The sequence below is a fragment of the Limnothrix sp. CMB-01 genome, assembly GCF_055193175.1.
The window spans coordinates 2233199-2251094 of record NZ_CM143720.1 but is presented as its reverse complement, the minus strand read 5'-3'; the positions used below and the strand labels follow the sequence as shown (position 1 = coordinate 2251094).

The window sequence follows — 17896 nt, the reverse complement described above, 5'->3', positions numbered from 1 at the left end:
CCCGATGAACGCCGCTGAAATGGTTGATGCGGATATTCGATCGGGGGCGATCATTGTTTTGAATCACAGCCACGCACCCGCCACCCCAGAAGGGGCAGAGGTGATCCAAGGCTTGAGCAAAACCCCTAAGCAGTTGTCTCCCAAGTATTTTTATGACGATCGGGGATCGCAACTCTTTGAGGACATTTGCCAGCTTCCGGAATATTATCCAACCCGTACAGAAGCTTGGATTTTGCAAACCTATGCCACCGAAATTGCTGCAATCACCGACAGCCACGAGCTGATTGAATTGGGCAGCGGCAGTTCCACCAAAACTCGCTTACTGTTGGATGCCTATCGATCGCTCTGGGCCGATCGCCCCGACACTTGCCACTATCTCCCGGTGGATATTAGTGGCGGCATTTTACACAGCAGCGTGGTGCAACTGCAATCGCAATATCCTGAATTTTGGATCCAAGGGTTGTTAGGAACCTATGACCAAGCCTTGGACTATTTAGCCCACAGCAATGAGCGATCGCGCCTGCTGTTTTTCCTGGGCAGTTCGATGGGAAATTTCTCCCCCACAGACTTCAACAGCTTTGTCGATCGCGTGGCCCAATCGCTCAAGCCCGGTGACTATTTCCTGTTAGGAGTTGACCTCGAAAAAGACCTGGAAATCCTCAAGGCAGCCTATAACGATTCTCAGGGAGTGACGGCCGCCTTCAACTTGAACATGCTGGCTCATTTGAACCGGCGTTTTGGGGGCAATTTCGATCTCGATGCTTTCAGTCACGAAGCGGTTTATAACACCGCAGACTCGCAAATCGAGATGTATCTCCATTGTCACCGCGATTGCCAAGTGCAGTTCGATCGCCTGAATTTTGTCGCCAACTTCCAAGCCGGGGAGTCGATTTTGACGGAACTTTCCCGCAAATTCCGGCTCGATCGCTTGCCCCAACAGCTCGCAGAGCGCGGCCTCACCACCGTCAAAACCTGGAGCGATCCACAGCAATGGTTTGGACTGCTGTTGTGTCAAGCTACCAGCTCGTAGATTCTTGTTCTCCTTTCTTCAAACGTCAATCAAGCTCATGTGATTGATAGTCTAGTTGACAGTCAAAACTATCAATCATCCATCGAGACTTGATTGGATCCCCAAGGAAGTCAAGGCATTTTCTTAGGCGAACTGCTAAATTGAGAGGGTGAACGTTTTTGCCCTCTCAGTTTGCTTGTTTCCGTGAGGTACAGCGATGACAGTGGCCCGGGACAATTTGGCAACGTTGTATGAGTGCGATTACGCCCTTTGGTTAGACGCAACAATCGAACAACTGCGCCGCCGTGACTACGGCAATGTGGATTGGGATAATTTATTAGATGAATTAGAGTCAATGGCCCGCAGCGATAAACGTGCCATTAAACATAATTTGGTGGTGATTCTTGTGCATCTTTTAAAGTGGCAATTTCAGCCTGAGATGCGATCGGGAAGCTGGGCAGGAAGCATCACGGAACACCGAACCCGAATTCAGTCCCTATTAGACGATTCCCCTAGCCTCAAAAATTTCCTAACTGAGGCCCTAGATTGGGCCTATCCCAGAGCACGTCGGCAAGCCAGTGATGAAACAGAATTACCGATCGAACAGTTTCCAGAAGCTTGTCCCTACCAACTTTTTGAGGTATTAAACGAAAATTTTCTACCCCAATAAGCCTCTTTCAAAAAATCAAGCCTCATCCGCATTGACCTATTTTTATCCTCTGATTTCATCTGATTTCAACGGAGAAAAATTGGGCGGCTTTCATTGGGTAACTGACTAAAAACTGCTGGATAGAAGCTGGCTGGCATTATTCAGTGCCGTGGCGGCGTTGATGCCAGTGCCAAGCATGGGACACGATCGCCTCTAAATCTGGGTACTCCGGTTGCCAGCCCAAAACCGCCTGGGCCCGATCGCTGCTGCTGACCAACACGGGCGGATCACCAGCCCGGCGATCGCGCTCCACCACAACGATCGGGCGTTGGGTCACCTGGCGAGCAGCAGCGATCGTTTCCTTCACGGAAAATCCGTTGCCATTACCCAAATTAAATGCCGTGGATTCGCCGCCGTTCAGCAAATATTCCAACCCCAACACATGGGCGTGGGCCAAGTCGTTCACATGGACATAATCCCGAATGCAAGTGCCGTCGGGGGTGGGGTAGTCCGTGCCGAAAATGGCGATGTTGTCCCGCTGGCCCAGGGCCGCCAGCAAAATCAGTGGAATCAGATGGGTTTCCGGCTGGTGATCTTCGCCCAGGTTGCCGGAGGGGTCGGCTCCGGCAGCGTTGAAGTAACGGAAGATGACCGATCGCAATCCATAGGCCAGGTCAAAATCCCGCAGCATCCGCTCGACGGTTAATTTAGACTCCCCATAGGGATTAATCGGCTGTTGGGGATGATCTTCGGCAATTTTGGGGGTTTGGGGTACGCCATAGGTGGCCGCCGTGGAGGAAAACACGAAATGGGGCACTTGGGCCGCCACCATGGCTTCCAACAGGGTCAGGGTTCCCACCACGTTGTTGCGATAGTATTTGGCGGGATTGGCAACGGACTCGCCCACGGCAATGTAGGCGGCGAAGTGTAGCACGGCTCCAATCTGGCGCTGGGCAAAGAGTCGATCGAGCAAGGCCCGATCGCCAATATCACCCACAATCAACTCAGCCTTCAGCACCGATTCCACAATCTCGCGGTGGCCGTAGCCCAAATTATCCAGCACAACCACCGGATAGCCGGCCTGTTGAAGCGCTAGAACGGTATGGGAGCCGATGTAGCCAGCGCCGCCGGTCACGAGAATGGTGGGTTTTGAGCAAGCGTCGGTCATGGGGGGCAGCGACGGGAATTACGGGGCGATCGCCATGAGAATTTTAGCCATTTCTTCTACCTTTCCTTATCCGCCCAGCAAAGGCGGCACGGAAATTCGGACTTACAACCTGCTGGCCCGTTTGGCCCAGCGCCATGCGGTCACCATTGCCACCCAGCGCCATCCTAGTGTCACCGATGACCATCTGGCCGCGCTTCGGGCAACTGTTCAGGAGGTGATGGTGTTTCCGCTGCCACCGGATCCGGCCGCCAGCCGCAGTCCGCGCCACTTGGCCCGCAAGGTGAAGCGGTTTGGGCAATCTTGGCTGAGGGGCACGCCGCCCAATGTGTTGCATCGCTTTTCGCGGCCGATGCAGGCTTGGATTGATCAACAAATTGCGGCCGATCGCTTTGATGTGGTCACCTGCGAGCACAGTGTGAATGAAATCTATGTGCGGCCCGATTGGCAGCGGCGCTATCCTAAGCTGCGATCGATTGTGGATGTTCACAGCTCCGTTTACGGTTGGGCCAAGGGGCATCTGGATTTGGGTGCATCTCCCCACCCCACACGCGATTGGCTGTATTTGCCCTTGCTCGCCCGCTACGAGCGCCGCTACGCCAACAAATTCAGCGCGATCGTCACCACCACCCCCGACGATCGGGACTACATGGCCCAATTTGCGCCCCAAGTGCCCGGTTTCGTCATTCCCAACGGGGTGGACTTGGCCCTGTTTCCGCTGCGCGATCGGGATCCCGGGGGTTATGAATTGGTGTTTGTGGGCGCAATGGATGCCACCCACAACATCGATGCGGTGAAGTTTTTTGTGAATGCCGTTCTGCCACCGCTGCGATCGACCTATCCCGCCGCCACCTTTCGGATTGTGGGGGCTCGGCCCAGCGCTGAGGTGTTGGCCCTGGGCGATCGACCTGGCGTAGTGGTCACTGGCCCTGTGGATTCCATGGCCGCCGAGCTACATCGGGCCTCCGTTTGCGTCGTGCCCCTGCGCACCGGGCTGGGCATCAAAAACAAAACCCTCGAGGCCATGGCGGCCGGCGTACCCGTGGTGGGGAGCGATCGGGGACTCGAGGGCTTGACGATCGACCAACCGCCCTTAGCCTTACGGGCCAACCAACCCGCTGAATACATTGCCGCCATCGGTCGGTTGTGGGAATCTACGGAGTTGCGGGCCCAACTCTCCCAAGCGGCCCGCGCCTACGTGGAGCGCGACTTTAGCTGGGACCAAGCCGCCCAACATTACGAAGCTGTTTTACAAAGCTCCCCACAACAGCCAACTTTCACCTCTTTTTCCCTATAAGGGCGATAGGGTCAACTTCGGCGGCCGGCTTCAACGGCCAGCAACATTGTCAGCAATCAATGATGGAATTAGGTATTAATAATGATCAGTAGTCAATGATTTAATTCATACTCTGGTGATAGTTTATACCCAAATCCTTCTTGATTGAATTTGATCGCTTTTGCCCCTTGGAATACTTTAGGAGAATCGCAGGGAATGCTTAAATAGAATTATCAACCCCACCAGCTCAAGAATTTTCAACGATTGCTCAATCATCACGGTTAATTTTTAAAAACAGAGCAGGATTCCCGGAACAATTGCGGTTCACAAAGGAAGGTTTCTAAAAGGCTTCAAGCATTAAGGCTAGGGCTGAGATCAAGATTTGAACAGGAATTTGGGTTGAACCTAAACGGATTTCAACCAAACTCAAGTCAGATCTAAAACATAGATCTAATTTGTTCAAGACGTGAGAAAATTCTGTTGACTGAAAAATTCAGCATCCTCGATCAACAGACCGCCCCGCTAGCCAGATCAGTCAATGCTGAGGGATCAGCCAAACGCTCATGGAGCAAATTTTGATCATTTTGTGATGGTCAAGCCATGGTTCTCAGTCATTATCCAAACCTGATGTTCAAACCCTTTTAGGTATCTTGCAAATTGGCGTTCCGGGTTCTGGGTCAACGCTCGGCCGATGGTGATTCAGTGTTTAAGGGAATGGATCCCCGCGTTCTTTACATCCAATGACCAACGTTGCTGCGGCTAATGCATCACCCTTTTTGGGCCAATTATTGGTCTTGGAACCTGATGAAACGGATCAGTTAAAATTTGCTCGCTGTTTTCAGCACTGGCCCTGGCTGGGTGAAGGGCATGTGGTGGCTTCCATGCAGGCGGCGATCGCCCATTTGCGTCGGCAACCGGTCGAGATGGTGTTGCTCAATGGCTGTGCGATTCCCCCGATCGAGGCGGTCTTGGAACCGTCGGCAGGGACTGAAAGCTGTCCCGCCAAAAAGCCTGAAGACTTGGCCGATCGCAGCCCCCAGCCCAGCGATCGCCCCGTAACCCCGATCGCGCAGGATCAACCCGACCTCCTCGACCAAGCCGCACCCAGCTTTCGGGAACTCTTGCAGCTCATGGAAGCCCAGGCGGTTCTCTGGCTGGTGATGGTTCCAGCGGATGCCGCAGATGTGGCCCTGGCACTGGTGCAACAGGGCGCGGCCGATTATGTGGTGAAAGATGCCGCTGGAGCCTATCTCAAGCTATTGCCAATTACCTTACAAAAAAGCTGGCAAACCTATCAGCAACAGCGCCAATTACAGTGGCTGAATCATACGGTTCAAAGTTTACCCGATGGTGTGTATGTGGCCGATGCCGGTGGGCAATTACTGTTTACCAATGACGCGCTAAAAGCAATTTGCGCGATCGAGCAGCAAAACCTGCAAGGGCAACCCATCACTACCCTGGGCCAGCCCGCTTTGACCCGTTGGGTGCAACAACAGGCCCCGATCGCCTCCGATCTACAGCAACCCTATCACCGCCGGGATGTGGAATTAGCCATCCAGCAGCCCGATCGGCCAGCCCTCAGCATGTTGCTCTCGGAAACCTTTATTGATGATGGTTGCCAAGCCATTCGGGTGGGCGTGCTGAAAAATGTGCATTTTCTGAAGGAAGTACAGTCTTCAATTCACAATGTTCAAAGCAGCTTAAATAGCATTATTCAATCTCGAACCAATCAGCTTCAGGAGGCGATCGGGGAGTTACATCGCGAAAACCAAGAACGTATTAAATCAAAAATTTCGCTGCGCCTCAGTCGCGATTTTATTAATCGTCAACAGGTCTTTTTACGATCTGTTATTGACAACAATCCCAATTTAATTTTCGTCAAAGATTGGGAGGGTCGGTATGTGCTCGCCAATCAAGCCATGGCGGATTATTACGGAACCACCGTTGATGAACTGCTGAACAAAACTGACGAAGAACTACTAGGGCCCTCGGAAGCCAATGCTCGGTTTTTGAGCGAAAATCGCTTCGTCATTGAAAATCGCCAGGAACTCTTCTTGCCTGAGGAAATGGTGATTCGCCGCAAAATTGCTCAGTCAGATGTTCAGCCAGACTCGATCACCTCAGGGGAGCAGGATGATGCCCTCCTCGATGCTTCCCCAGAATCTGACTTAGGAACCAACACCCTAGGAACTGCCTTGGAAATCAATTTATCGGGGGCTGGTGGTTCCTCTGGGGCAGATTCCGGCAACGGCCAAGTTGATGATCCATTTGGAACAAATCCAGACATTCAATGGCTGCAATGGCACAAGTCACCGATTTTTCTGCCCGCCAAGGGTGAATATGGAGTCTTGGGGGTAGGGGTTGATATTACGGCTCGCAAACAGGTGGAACTGGCCCTGGCGGAACAGGAAAAAAGTCTTTCGACCCTGGTGGCCAATTTGCCCGGCTATGTTTATCGAGTGGCTAATAATCCTGAATACTCCGCGCTTTTTGTTAGCGATGGGGTAACGGCCATCACGGGCTATGAAACTCGTGAATATTTAGTCGATCGCACCACCAGTTGCGGTCAAGAAATTCACCCCGAAGATGCCGATCGCGTTTGGGAAATTGTCCAGGCCGCCATTCAAAAACAAGAACCCTATGAGTGCGAATATCGCATTCTCACCAAGTTTGCTCAAGAAAAGTGGGTTTGGGAGCGGGGTAGCGGTGTTTATTCCGATGAAGGAAAATTTCTGTTTTTAGAGGGATTCGTCACGGATATCAGCGATCGCAAGGCTGCGGAACAGAACCTGCGCCAACTGAGCGATCGCCTGCAAGAGTCCCAGCGGATTGCCAAGCTCGGCAATTGGCAATTCAACTTAAATAGCAACGCACTCTATTGGTCTGATCAAGTTTTTGAGATTTTTGAAGTGGATGCACAGCAATTTGGTGCATCCTATGAAGCCTTGATGGCCGCCATTCATCCTGACGATCGGGAAATGGTCGATCGAGCCTATAAGCGCCACTTAGTCAATCATGAACCCTATTCCGTCACCCATCGCTTGCTGTTGGCAGATGGACGAATTAAATATGTCCATGAGCAATGCGAAACAACCTATGGCGAGGATGGCACGCCCCTTTATTCCCAAGGCACGGTGCAGGATGTTACCGATCAACATTTGGCAGAAATGGCCCGAGAGCAGGCCGAAAAAGCTTTGCATCAAGTGATTGAAGGCACGGCCACGGTGACCGGAGCACAGTTTTTCCCCAACTTGGTGCGGCATATTGCGGAAGCCCTGAATGTGGATTATGTGGTAGCCACGGAATTACGGGACGATCGATTACAAACCCTTGGTGTTTGGGTTGATGGTCAACTGGGCGACAATTCCAATTTGGACTTGGAAAACACACCCTGTTCCTACATTTTGGAACATGGCGAACTCTATTGTGAAACCGACGGACAGTCCTGTTTTTCCATTTCCCGTTCCCTCTTTCCTGGAGCAGTGAATGGGCTGTTGGGCGTTGCTTTACAGGATGATCAAGGACAGGCGATCGGCAGTCTTTGCATCCTAGATCAACAACCCTTTTCTGAAGAAAAACACCAACAAGCCATGGCCCTTTTGCGGGTGTTGGCCTCCCGGGCAGGGGCCGAACTTCAGCGCAAACAGGCCAACGATGCCTTGGAGCAACTGAACCAAGACTTGGAAGCGAGGGTGTTGCAGCGCACCTTGGAACTGCAAGCTCAAGAAGCGCAACTGAGGGATTTGTTTGACAATGCAACGGATTTAATTCAACGAATTGATCCCCAAGGGCAAATTTTATTGGTCAACCGGGTTTGGAAAGAAACCTTGGGCTATGGCGATGAAGATTTAAATGATTTGTCGATCTTTCAAGTTGTCCATCCTGCGGACTTAGAGGACTACCGCCAATATTTAGATCGCCTTTGCGCCGGGGAAGCTTCTTTAGATATTGAAACTCGCTTTCTCAGCAAAGATGGCCAGGAAATTTTGTTGGAAGGAAATGCCAACTGCGATTTTCAAGAGGGAAAACCGATCGCCATTCGCAGCATGTTTCGGAATGTGACTGAGGGCAAACAAACCCGCAAAGCACTTCAGGAATCGCAGCAATTCTTGCAAACGGTTTTGAATACATTTCCGCTCTTTGTGTTTTGGAAAGATCGCAATTCGGTTTACCTGGGGTGCAACCAAAACTTTGCGGCGGCGGCGGGGCTGCCTTCACCGGAGGCGATCGTGGGCAAGACAGATTACGACTTGCCCTGGGGAGTCAGCGAAGCCGAGCTATACCGAGCGGACGATCGGGAAGTGATTGAGTCTGGCATGGCCAAGCTACATCTCATTGAGTCCCAAAAACAACTGGATGGCTCCCTGATCCAGATTGAAACCAACAAGGTTCCGCTCCGGGATTCGTCAGGAACGGTGATTGGGGTTTTGGGCATCTATCAAGACATTACCGATCGCCAAGCGGCGGAATTACAGTTGCAGCGAACGAATCAACAACTGTTGCGAGCAACGCGCTTGAAAGATGAGTTCATGGCCAATATGAGCCACGAATTGCGCACGCCGCTGAATGCCATTTTGGGGATGACCGAAAGCCTGCAAGAGGAAATTTTTGGGCCAATTACGCCCCAGCAAGACTATGCGCTCAGGACGATCGACCAAAGCGGCACACACCTGCTGGAACTCATTAACGACATTTTGGATATGGCCAAGATTGAGTCTGGCCAAATGGAGTTGGATTGGTCAATCACGGACTTGGTGCCCATGTGTCGATCGAGCCTGGTTTTTATTCAACAGCAGGCCACAAAAAAACGGATTGAACTGAACCTCAACAGCCCGGAAAACTTGCCCAATCTGTGGGTCGATGAACGACGACTGCGCCAGGTGTTGATTAATTTGCTGAGCAATGCGGTGAAGTTCACGCCGGAAGGGGGCAAAATTACCCTTTCGATCGCCGTGACCAGCGAATCGTTAACCGCCGCCTCGGAATTTGTGCGATCGCGCTCTCTGTCCAAAATGCATCTCCAGGGCCTGGTGCAGCAGCCCCCAGCCCCCACCGCGCCCGCCAACCAACCCACAACCTTCGTGCGCATTGCAGTAGCCGATACCGGAATTGGCATTGCCGCCGAAAATTTACCCAAGCTCTTTCAGCCCTTCATCCAAGTGGACGGGGCCTTGAATCGCCAATATGACGGCACGGGATTGGGTTTGGCGCTGGTGAAGCAAATTGTGGAACTGCACCAGGGCTGTGTGGATGTGGTCAGCGAAGTGGGAGTGGGCAGTTGCTTCACGATCGAACTTCCCCTGCTGCCCCCGCCGCCCCACCAGATCCCCTAGGCAAGGCGCAAATCAGCAAGGCGCAAGACCGCCAGCCGGACGGCATCCGACCCCGACGAGATCGACATCAACCCAGTGACCAGCCCAAGTGCTCAGACCGATCATTCGCCCTAAATTCCAGCCCCATCAAAGAACTCTTCCAAGGCTCGATCGCTCAACCGGCAACGCTTTCCCGCCGGGTCATCACCACTCACAAGATTGAGCTGGCTCAGTTGGCGTTGGGCCGCCGTCACCTCCGCGGCCACCTTGGCAATCCGTTCCCAATCGCAAAGGGTCAAGTCTTCGCAAGGGCGCTCCGGCGCACCCACGGCCACCGGCACTTGGGCCCGTTCCGCTTCCATTTCCTCAATCCGCCGCTCCAGGGTTTCGATGCGATCGAGCAGGGCCCGAATCGCCTGGGCTTCCGAGTCCGGCAGCTTGCCATGCTCCAGTGGATCTACCCGCACACCCGATCGATAGACCACACGACCAGGCACACCCACCACCGTGCAATCGGCAGGCACATCCCGCAAAACCACGGAACCAGCCCCAATGCGCACATTTTCGCCAATATTCAGATTGCCGAGCACCTTAGCCCCAGCTCCCACCACCACGTTGTCACCCAAGGTGGGGTGGCGCTTGCCGCTTTCCTTGCCCGTGCCCCCCAGGGTCACGCCCTGGTAAATCAAGCAATAGTCGCCCACAATCGCCGTTTCACCAATCACAACGCCCATGCCGTGATCGATAAACACGCCTTGCCCGATCGTTGCGCCCGGGTGAATTTCAATCCCGGTCAACAGTCGTCCAATGTGGGAAATCAGCCGAGGCACAAAGGGTAATTGGCGCTGTTGCAGCCCATGGGCCAGCCGATGGAGGATCAACGCTTGCAACCCCGGATAGCAAAAAAGCACCTCTAGCCAATTGCGGGCGGCGGGGTCACGATCGAAGATGATGCGAAAGTCAGCAATGAGAGCGTTTAGCACGGTTGGGCGGCCTGAAAGCTTCAAGGTTGTGTTGCATCGATTACAAAATCACTTTTAATCCTACTGCCTACCGACCGAGACGCGGGGGGGTGGGGCCACCGAACCCCAACCGAAGCATTGGGGAATATATTTTGGCTCAGGTTTTGGCTCAGGCCCCAGACTCCACCCAGCGCCATACTCCCCGGGAATCGGTTGGCGAACTGGGCGATCGGGACGAAACATTTCAGTTGCGGTAGCCATGACCCATTCAGCGTTACCAGAATTGCGGTTTTTAGGGTCAAGGTTTGGTAAACTTTGCGACTTTCAAGGCCTTCAAATACGGACATTTGGATACTGATCACGTTGCCGATCGCACCCAATTAGGTAATCAACTGATGGATTATATTGTTGATTCTTGATTGCATTTCTTAACGCCATTTCAAGAAAGCACCTGATAGATTGGGATCGACTTTGACGGCTGCCTTAGCCTTCCAAAACTACACAAAAAAGATAGTGAATTCACGTTTCATCCCTCATGAATCGTTAAATTTATCCATCTTTCAGGGTTTGCATCAATCCATTGAGGTTACAACCAAGCATAATCAGCCCACGGCGTAGGGCTGTTGCGGTTGGAGCTGCCCTAAAATTCGTAATCAATGAATTTTCCACTGCCCTCTCCTCACTCGACGGCAGCGATGTCCCACTCCACGATGAAGATCCAGATCAAGGGGCGATCGCGCTGGCTCGGCCATTGGCAACAACGCATCAGCAATTGGCACTTCAGCCAAAAGATTGCGTTGGGCTATATCTTGGCGATCGCCACGGGGGCCGTTGGCTCCTTGGCCGGCATCGCCCTGGCGGATCATTTCCAAGGGCGCGGGGTGGCCCAACTGCACGACGCAACCACACAAGTTCAATTACTCAGCGATTTACGCAGCAACTTGCAGGCGGCTCGCCTCGCCATTGATGAAGCGGGGGATGATGAAATTCCCGTCGCACAACGACAACTATTCCAGCAGGACGCGATCGCGGCCATCCAAACAGCCCGCGACTTAGCCAACGAACTCACCGCCTATCTCAAGCAAAATCCCCAATGGCTGGCCGATCGCCCCGATCGCCTGTTGCACTTGGCCAATCAAAGCGTGGCGGATCTTCAGGAATATGCCAATCAGCAAATGCTGATGCAGCAGGCGGACGAGGCCAATCAATCGGCCGCCCAGAAGGCAGCCAAAGAGGCAGCGGAGGCCCTGGAATGGAAAGCGCTGGCCGGGGCCGATCGCGCCCTGTCCCGGCTGGTGATTATGGCCCATGGGCAAGCGGAACAGGCGGAAGTTTTGCTCGAAGAGGCCCAAGGTCTGGAAAAAGGCGTTGTGATCCTGAGCCTGTTGCTGTCGGCGGCGGTGGCAGGGGTGATTGCGATGCGAGTCACGCGGGCGATCGTCAATCCCCTGGTGCGGGCGGCCACGGTGGCCCAAGGGGTGGCGGAAACCGGCGACTTCAGCCAACGGGTGGGCATCACCAGCCAAGACGAAGTGGGATCCTTGGCCCAGGCTCTTGATACGTTGATTGAGCGGGTGGCCGAACGCAATCAAGAGTTGGCGGATGCGGCGGATTTTGCCAGCTCCCAAGCCCGCACCCTCTACAGAACTCTGATGGATTTGCGCCGCACCCAAGCGCAACTGATCCAAACGGAAAAAATGTCGCTCCTGGGGCAGGTGGTGGCCGGGGTGGCCCACGAAATCAATAACCCCACCAGTTTTATCTACGGCAACCTGATCCATGTCACGGAGGGGGTGAGCCATCTGCTGGAGTTGCTGACGCTGTATGAGGCGGGTCATGGCCCCCACAGTCCAGAGATTCGATCGCTCGTGGAACAGTTGGATTTGGAGTTTGTGCGGGAAGATTTGCCGCAACTGATGGCTTCCATGCGATCGGGCGCGGAACGCATCCGGGCGATCGTTCTGTCGTTACGGTTGTTTGCCCGTTTGGATGAGGCGGAGGTGAAGGCGATCGACCTGCCCCAAAGCCTGGATAGCGTGCTCACCATTTTGGGGTCGCGCCTCTGTGCCCAAGCTCACCGCCCGGCCATTGTGGTGCAGTTGGACTACGGATCTTTGCCCCCGATCGAGTGCTATGCGGGTCAGCTCAATCAGGTGTTAATGCACATTTTGACGAACGCGATCGATGCGCTGGATGAGGCCTTCCGCCAACAGCCCGATCGGCTCTTGACCCTGAAGCTCACCACCCGCACCCTTGACCCGGATTCGGTCAGCTTGGCGGTCACCGACAGCGGCTTGGGCATTCCCGTCAGTGAACAATCGCGGATTTTTGAGTTGTTTTACACAACCAAACCCGTGGGCAAAGGCTCGGGCATGGGTCTGGCGATCGCCCAGCAGGTGATTGTGGAAAAGCACGGCGGCACGATCGATTGCGAATCGGGCGATTGGGGAACGACGTTTACGCTGAAGTTACCGGTTCGACTCGCGATCGCCGATCCAGCCCAACCGCAAGCAGCCCCTTTAGCCGCAGACGATCAAGCCCCGATCGAACCACTCGCGGGCGACGGCTCAACCAGGCCCTAGGGAGTCGTCACCGGTTCCGGCGCTTCCGGAGCCGACAACAGCGGCGAATCTCCGTGATAGGCCCGCAACAACAGCGTTTTCAGCTCGCTGATCATCGGGTAACGGGGATTCGACACCGTGCATTGATCGTCAAAGGCGCGATCGGCCACATCGTCCAACTTCGCCAAAAACTCCGCCTCGCTAATTGACGTGGCTTCCCGGATCGATCGGGGAATTCCCACCTGCTGCTTCAGCGCCTCGATCGCCCCAATCAGTCGATCGATCTTCTCGTCCTCCGTCGTGCCCCCCAAGTTCAAATAGTCCGCAATCCGGGCGTAGCGCCACTTCGCATTCGGATACTTGTATTGCGGGAACGCCGCTTGCTTAAAGGGCGCGTCCGTCGCGTTGTAGCGAATCACGTGGGAAATCAACAGCGCATTCGCCAGGCCGTGGGGAATGTGGAACGCGCCGCCAATTTGGTGGGCGATCGAGTGGCAAATCCCCAAGAAACCATTGGCAAAGGCCATCCCCGCCATCGTCGCCGCGTAGTGCATCTTTTCCCGCGCCTTCGGGTCCGCCGCCCCATGCTCGTAGGCCGAGGGCAGATATTTGAAAATCAGCCGAATCGCCTCCAGGGCCTCACCGTTCGTGAACTCCGAAGCCAACACCGACACATAGGACTCCAGGGCGTGGGTCAAGGCATCAACGCCCCCAAAAGCCGTCAGGGCCCTGGGCATATCCAGCACCAATTGCGGATCGCAAATGGCCATGGTCGGCGTGAGGGCGTAGTCCGCCAGGGGGTACTTGATCCCCGTGCGCTCGTCCGTCACCACCGCGAAGGGCGTGACTTCCGACCCTGTGCCCGAGGTGGTGGGAATCGCCACTAGGATTGCCTTTTGGCCCAAAGGCGGCAGCTCATACACCCGCTTGCGGATGTCCATGAACCGCATCGACAGCCCCTCGAATTCAATTTCGGGATGCTCGTACAGCAACCAGGCGATCTTGGCCGCGTCCATCGGGGAACCGCCCCCGATCGCGATGATCGTGTCCGGATTGAACGATCGCATCTGTTCCAAAATCCGGTTCACCGTTCCCAGGCAAGGATCCGGCTCCACATCGTAAAAGGTGTCGTACTTCAGGCCAATGTCATCCAGGACGCTTTCCAGACCCGCCGTGATCCCCAGGTTGTAAAGGGGTTTGTCGGTGATGATGAACGCCCGATCGCGCCCGGCCAGCTCCCGAATCGCCACCGGCAGCGAGCCATATTTGAAGTAGATTTTCGGCGGAATCCGGAACCAGAGCATATTTTCCCGTCGTTCCGCCACGGTTTTGATGTTCAGCAGGTGGCGCGGTTCCACGTTCTCGCTGATCGAGTTGCCGCCCCAAGTGCCGCAACCGAGGGTGAGGGACGGATCGAGACGGAAGTTATAGATATCCCCGATCGCCCCTTGGGACGAGGGCGTGTTGATCAGCACCCGCGCCGTTTGCACCTGATCCTCAAACTGCTTGATCCGATCGCGGTTGTCCGGCGACGTGTAGAGCACCGCCGTGTGGCCCCGTCCGGCAAACATCACCAGCGACTCACTCAGTTCCACCGCCTGGGCAAAATCCGCCGCCCGATACATGGCCAGCACCGGCGACAGCTTTTCGTAGGAGAACGGTTCCTCTGGCCCCACCACGCTCGCCTCGCCCACAATCAGGCGCGTACCCGGTGGCAGTTGAATATCGGCCATCGCCGCGATCTGTTCCACCGATTGACCGACGATGTTCGGGTTCAGCCGCCCATCAATCAGGATTTGCGCGCCCATGCGGACTTTCTCTTCGGGGTTCAGGAAATAGGCCCCCCGATCGCGAAATTCCTGCTTCACCTGTTCATAGACCGCATCCACCACCACCACCGATTGCTCGCTGGCGCAGATCATGCCGTTGTCAAAGGTTTTGCTGAGAATAATCGACGACACGGCCATTTTCAGGTGCGCCGTTTCGTCAATCAGGGCCGGCGTGTTCCCCGCGCCCACACCCAGGGACGGGTGACCGGACGAGTAGGCGGCACGCACCATGCCCGGCCCGCCCGTGGCCAAAATCAGGTTCACATCCGGGTGCTGCATCAACTGCTGCGACAGGGGCACGGTGGGCTGATCAATCCAGCCGATGATGTCCGGCGGGGCCCCGGCTTCCACGGCCGCTTGCAAAATCACCCGCGCCGCCTCGATCGTGCAGTCCTTGGCCCGGGGGTGGGGCGAAAAGATAATCGCGTTGCGGGTTTTCAGGGCAATCAAGGCCTTAAAAATCGCCGTCGAAGTGGGGTTCGTGGTGGGCACAATTCCCGCCAAAATCCCCACGGGTTCGGCAATGCGCTGAATGCCAAAGGCCTTGTCCTCTTCGATCACCCCGCAGGTTTTCTCGGCTTTGTATTTGTTGTAGATGAATTCCGAGGCGAAGTGATTTTTGATTACTTTGTCCTCGATCGTCCCCATTCTCGTTTCGGTTACCGCCAGCTTGGCCAGGGGGATGCGGGCCGCGTTGGCCGCCAAGGCTGCTTTTTTGAAGATCAAATCCACCTGCTCTTGGCTGAAGGTGGCATAGGTGCGCTGTGCGGCTTTGACCCGCGCAATTAGGGCTTCGAGTTCGCGATCGTTGGTAACGGTCATAACGCACCTCGCAGGAATGGCGTTCTGTTTTTACGCTAGGTTGATCCCCTTGTTTTGGTTAGATTTGTTGACAAGTTTTTAGGTTTTGCTCACCCGAATTGCAACGAACCTTTACGAAGTCTCACAGAACGCTCGGCCGCCGATCGCTCAAAACCATCATTTAGCTCGGTGACCATTCCCCTAGTCCAACAGGCCCGATCGCTCCAAAATCCATTGACTCCACAGGCTCGATCGCTCCAACACCACCTGACGGCGATCGGCATTTGGCCACAGCACCGGCCAATCGGCTAACCACTGAACAATCTGCCGCTGAATCGCCACCAGCTCGATCGCCACCGGTAAATCGGTCTCGGGGGCTGCCCATTCAATAAACCAACCACTTTCCCGCAGCAAACTGGAAATGAGCTACCCATGATCAGGATTTTTGCCAAAGGATTTGACCCGCGCCAAATTTGCCGCAATGCCACCTAAACGCACCGCCAAACTATCACGCATATACCGATCGCGCCGCCTTAGAAAATCATTCATGAATCTCAGCTTATGACTCGGGCTGTTCTAGACCCAGGCGATCGTAAGCATCCGCCAAACTCAAGCGCGATCGATCCGTCTTGCGCTCTTGCAACAGGGCCATCAGTTCTGGATTTTGCGTAATTTGCTGAACCTCCGTGGTCAAATCCTCGGCCGAATTTTGCAATCGCTCAACGGAGGTCAACACAAATTCGCGACCATCGGGCAGCTTCAAAAGCAGAACATCATCTTGAGCTTGGGCAAAGAGATTCAGAAGAAACTGAATAACATGGGTTAAATGAATTACTTTCATAGGTCGTAAGGCTGATTACGGATAAAGAGTTGATTATTGAATTTCCTGCCCACAGCTTCGATAGCTACAACTCGAACAATTTCTTCAACTGAATAAAAGACCCGAAAATTACCGATTCTGAGTTCCCAATCAGATAAATCATTAGTTCTTAAAGGCTTTCGATTACGTGTTTCAACGGTCGGCTCATAAGTCAACTGCTGAAATATTTCATCAAGAACCTCTTTCTGTTCATGTTTTTTAAAAACACGTAAGTCATCTAGAGCGCTTCGGGATATTTCTATAGTGTACATAGGAATTTAAAAGTGCAATCTGAAAATCACCCATCCCTATTCATCGAGAAATTCTGGGTTAAGTAGTTGAGCGATTTTAAGGGTTTTACCGTGTAGATGGCTGCCCCTAGCGATCGGAGTGAGAGCCAATTGCCAAGCATCACTAGACAACCAGCGATCACTCCATCACGTCACCAGCAAGCAGATTTAAGCGATGTCGGCGAGGGCGGCAATGTTGACCAGGGCGGTGTTGGGGCAGGCACGCTTCAGCAAACCCGTCAGGACTTTGCCCGGCCCCACTTCGATCGCCTCCGTGCAGGCCACCTGGTTCAACATCACCATCGTTTCCCGCCAGCGCACCGAACCGGTCATCTGCTTCGAGAGCCGTTCTTTCAAAGCTGCGCCGCTGGTTTCCGGGGTGGGGTCAGTGTTGGAGAGCACCCCGATCGCCGTGTCCGTAAAATCCGTAGCCGCCAAAATTTCGTTAAATTCCGCCGATGCTTCCGCCATGTAGGGCGAGTGGAACGCGCCGGACACGGCCAAAGGCACAGCCCGCTTGGCTTTGACGCTGCCCAGGATCGCATCCACCGCCTCGGGCGTTCCGGAAATTACCACTTGGGCATCGCTGTTGTCGTTGGCCAGCACCACACCCTCGGTAGCGGCGATCGCCTCGGTTAGGGCCGGGCGGTTGAAGCCAATCATGGCCGCCATCTTGCCGCCGGAAGCCGCTTGCATCAACTCCGCCCGCCGCTTCACCAACTTCAGACCCGCTTCAAAGCTGAAGGCCCCGGCCGCGTAGAGGGCCACGTATTCCCCCAGGCTGTGACCCGCCACCAAATCAGGCGATTGACCGGCGGCTTTCAGCGCATCAACCAAGATCGCCTCGATCGCGTATAGGCAAGGCTGGGTGTATTGGGTTTGGGAGAGTTGCGCTTCGTCGCCGTTGCAGACCTCCGCCACCGACCAACCCAAAATTTCATCCGCGATCGCCAACTTCGCTTGGGCGGCCGGCGAGTCGAGCAAGTCGGCAGTCATGCCAACGGCTTGGGAGCCTTGGCCCGGGAACATCCAGAGGGTTTTTGCCATTGTGTTTGTTGTGCTTCGCATCGGTATAGACAAGGTGCTTATACCAAGCGGCCGGCCCGTTGCGCTAGCGGGGAATTTCCGGCAATCCGCCCCTGATGGCGGCCGCTGGGAAATCGTGACTCTAGTCATGGGCACT

General features: G+C 54.6%; 14 protein-coding genes. 6 read left to right on the top strand and 8 right to left on the bottom strand.

What is annotated here, in order from left to right; genetic code table 11:
• Nucleotides 1–4 precede the first annotated feature (4 nt).
• Both egtD and ACZA91_RS09520 read left to right on the top strand, forming a co-directional pair.
• On the top strand, nucleotides 5–1030 hold the full coding sequence (egtD, locus tag ACZA91_RS09525) for an L-histidine N(alpha)-methyltransferase (protein ID WP_463186314.1): 1026 nt from the start codon (nucleotides 5–7) through the stop codon (nucleotides 1028–1030).
• A 196-nt stretch (nucleotides 1031–1226) separates the two neighbouring features.
• Nucleotides 1227–1679 (top strand): DUF29 domain-containing protein, encoded by a 453-nt coding sequence (locus tag ACZA91_RS09520; RefSeq protein WP_190534287.1) that lies wholly within the window; start codon nucleotides 1227–1229, stop codon nucleotides 1677–1679.
• A 136-nt stretch (nucleotides 1680–1815) separates the two neighbouring features.
• Here the strand turns inward: ACZA91_RS09520 and galE are convergent, their stop codons facing one another.
• Nucleotides 1816–2826: a UDP-glucose 4-epimerase GalE gene (gene galE, locus ACZA91_RS09515; protein WP_099531619.1), complete on the bottom strand. Its 1011-nt coding sequence runs from the start codon at nucleotides 2824–2826 to the stop codon at nucleotides 1816–1818.
• A gap of 34 nt (nucleotides 2827–2860) precedes the next feature.
• On the opposite strand from galE, the gene ACZA91_RS09510 reads away from it, so the two are divergent.
• Complete coding sequence (locus tag ACZA91_RS09510) at nucleotides 2861–4120, top strand: glycosyltransferase family 4 protein (protein WP_463186418.1); 1260 nt, start codon at nucleotides 2861–2863, stop codon at nucleotides 4118–4120.
• Nucleotides 4121–4839: 719 nt separating this feature from the next.
• Entirely contained in the window at nucleotides 4840–9432 is a 4593-nt protein-coding gene (locus ACZA91_RS09505) for a PAS domain S-box protein (protein ID WP_463186313.1), read from the top strand.
• A gap of 110 nt (nucleotides 9433–9542) precedes the next feature.
• Here the strand turns inward: ACZA91_RS09505 and cysE are convergent, their stop codons facing one another.
• Entirely contained in the window at nucleotides 9543–10394 is an 852-nt protein-coding gene (gene cysE / locus ACZA91_RS09500) for a serine O-acetyltransferase (protein ID WP_463186311.1), read from the bottom strand.
• Between the two features lie 89 nt (nucleotides 10395–10483).
• Between cysE and ACZA91_RS09495 the strand changes: the two genes are divergently transcribed.
• Nucleotides 10484–10630 (top strand): hypothetical protein, encoded by a 147-nt coding sequence (locus tag ACZA91_RS09495; RefSeq protein ID WP_463186308.1) that lies wholly within the window; start codon nucleotides 10484–10486, stop codon nucleotides 10628–10630.
• A gap of 453 nt (nucleotides 10631–11083) precedes the next feature.
• Nucleotides 11084–12955 (top strand): sensor histidine kinase, encoded by a 1872-nt coding sequence (locus ACZA91_RS09490; protein WP_463186306.1) that lies wholly within the window; start codon nucleotides 11084–11086, stop codon nucleotides 12953–12955.
• Here ACZA91_RS09490 and adhE read toward each other — a convergent pair.
• The 6 genes from adhE to fabD form a co-directional block, all read right to left on the bottom strand.
• Nucleotides 12952–15585, bottom strand: coding sequence for a bifunctional acetaldehyde-CoA/alcohol dehydrogenase (gene adhE, locus ACZA91_RS09485; protein WP_463186304.1), 2634 nt, complete (start codon nucleotides 15583–15585; stop codon nucleotides 12952–12954). The two genes, ACZA91_RS09490 and adhE, sit on opposite strands and share 4 nt — an antisense overlap.
• A 180-nt stretch (nucleotides 15586–15765) precedes the next feature.
• Complete coding sequence (locus ACZA91_RS09480; RefSeq protein WP_463186302.1) at nucleotides 15766–15978, bottom strand: hypothetical protein; 213 nt, start codon at nucleotides 15976–15978, stop codon at nucleotides 15766–15768.
• A gap of 12 nt (nucleotides 15979–15990) precedes the next feature.
• Nucleotides 15991–16113, bottom strand: coding sequence for a hypothetical protein (locus tag ACZA91_RS09475; RefSeq protein ID WP_255512379.1), 123 nt, complete (start codon nucleotides 16111–16113; stop codon nucleotides 15991–15993).
• Between the two features lie 10 nt (nucleotides 16114–16123).
• Nucleotides 16124–16405, bottom strand: a complete 282-nt coding sequence (locus tag ACZA91_RS09470; RefSeq protein WP_190355880.1) for a hypothetical protein — start codon at nucleotides 16403–16405, stop codon at nucleotides 16124–16126.
• On the bottom strand, nucleotides 16402–16695 hold the full coding sequence (locus tag ACZA91_RS09465; RefSeq protein WP_190355879.1) for a type II toxin-antitoxin system RelE family toxin: 294 nt from the start codon (nucleotides 16693–16695) through the stop codon (nucleotides 16402–16404). The genes ACZA91_RS09470 and ACZA91_RS09465 overlap by 4 nt, the downstream gene beginning before the upstream one ends.
• Nucleotides 16696–16881: 186 nt before the next feature.
• Nucleotides 16882–17760 (bottom strand): ACP S-malonyltransferase, encoded by an 879-nt coding sequence (gene fabD, locus ACZA91_RS09460; protein WP_463186298.1) that lies wholly within the window; start codon nucleotides 17758–17760, stop codon nucleotides 16882–16884.
• Nucleotides 17761–17896 lie beyond the last annotated feature (136 nt).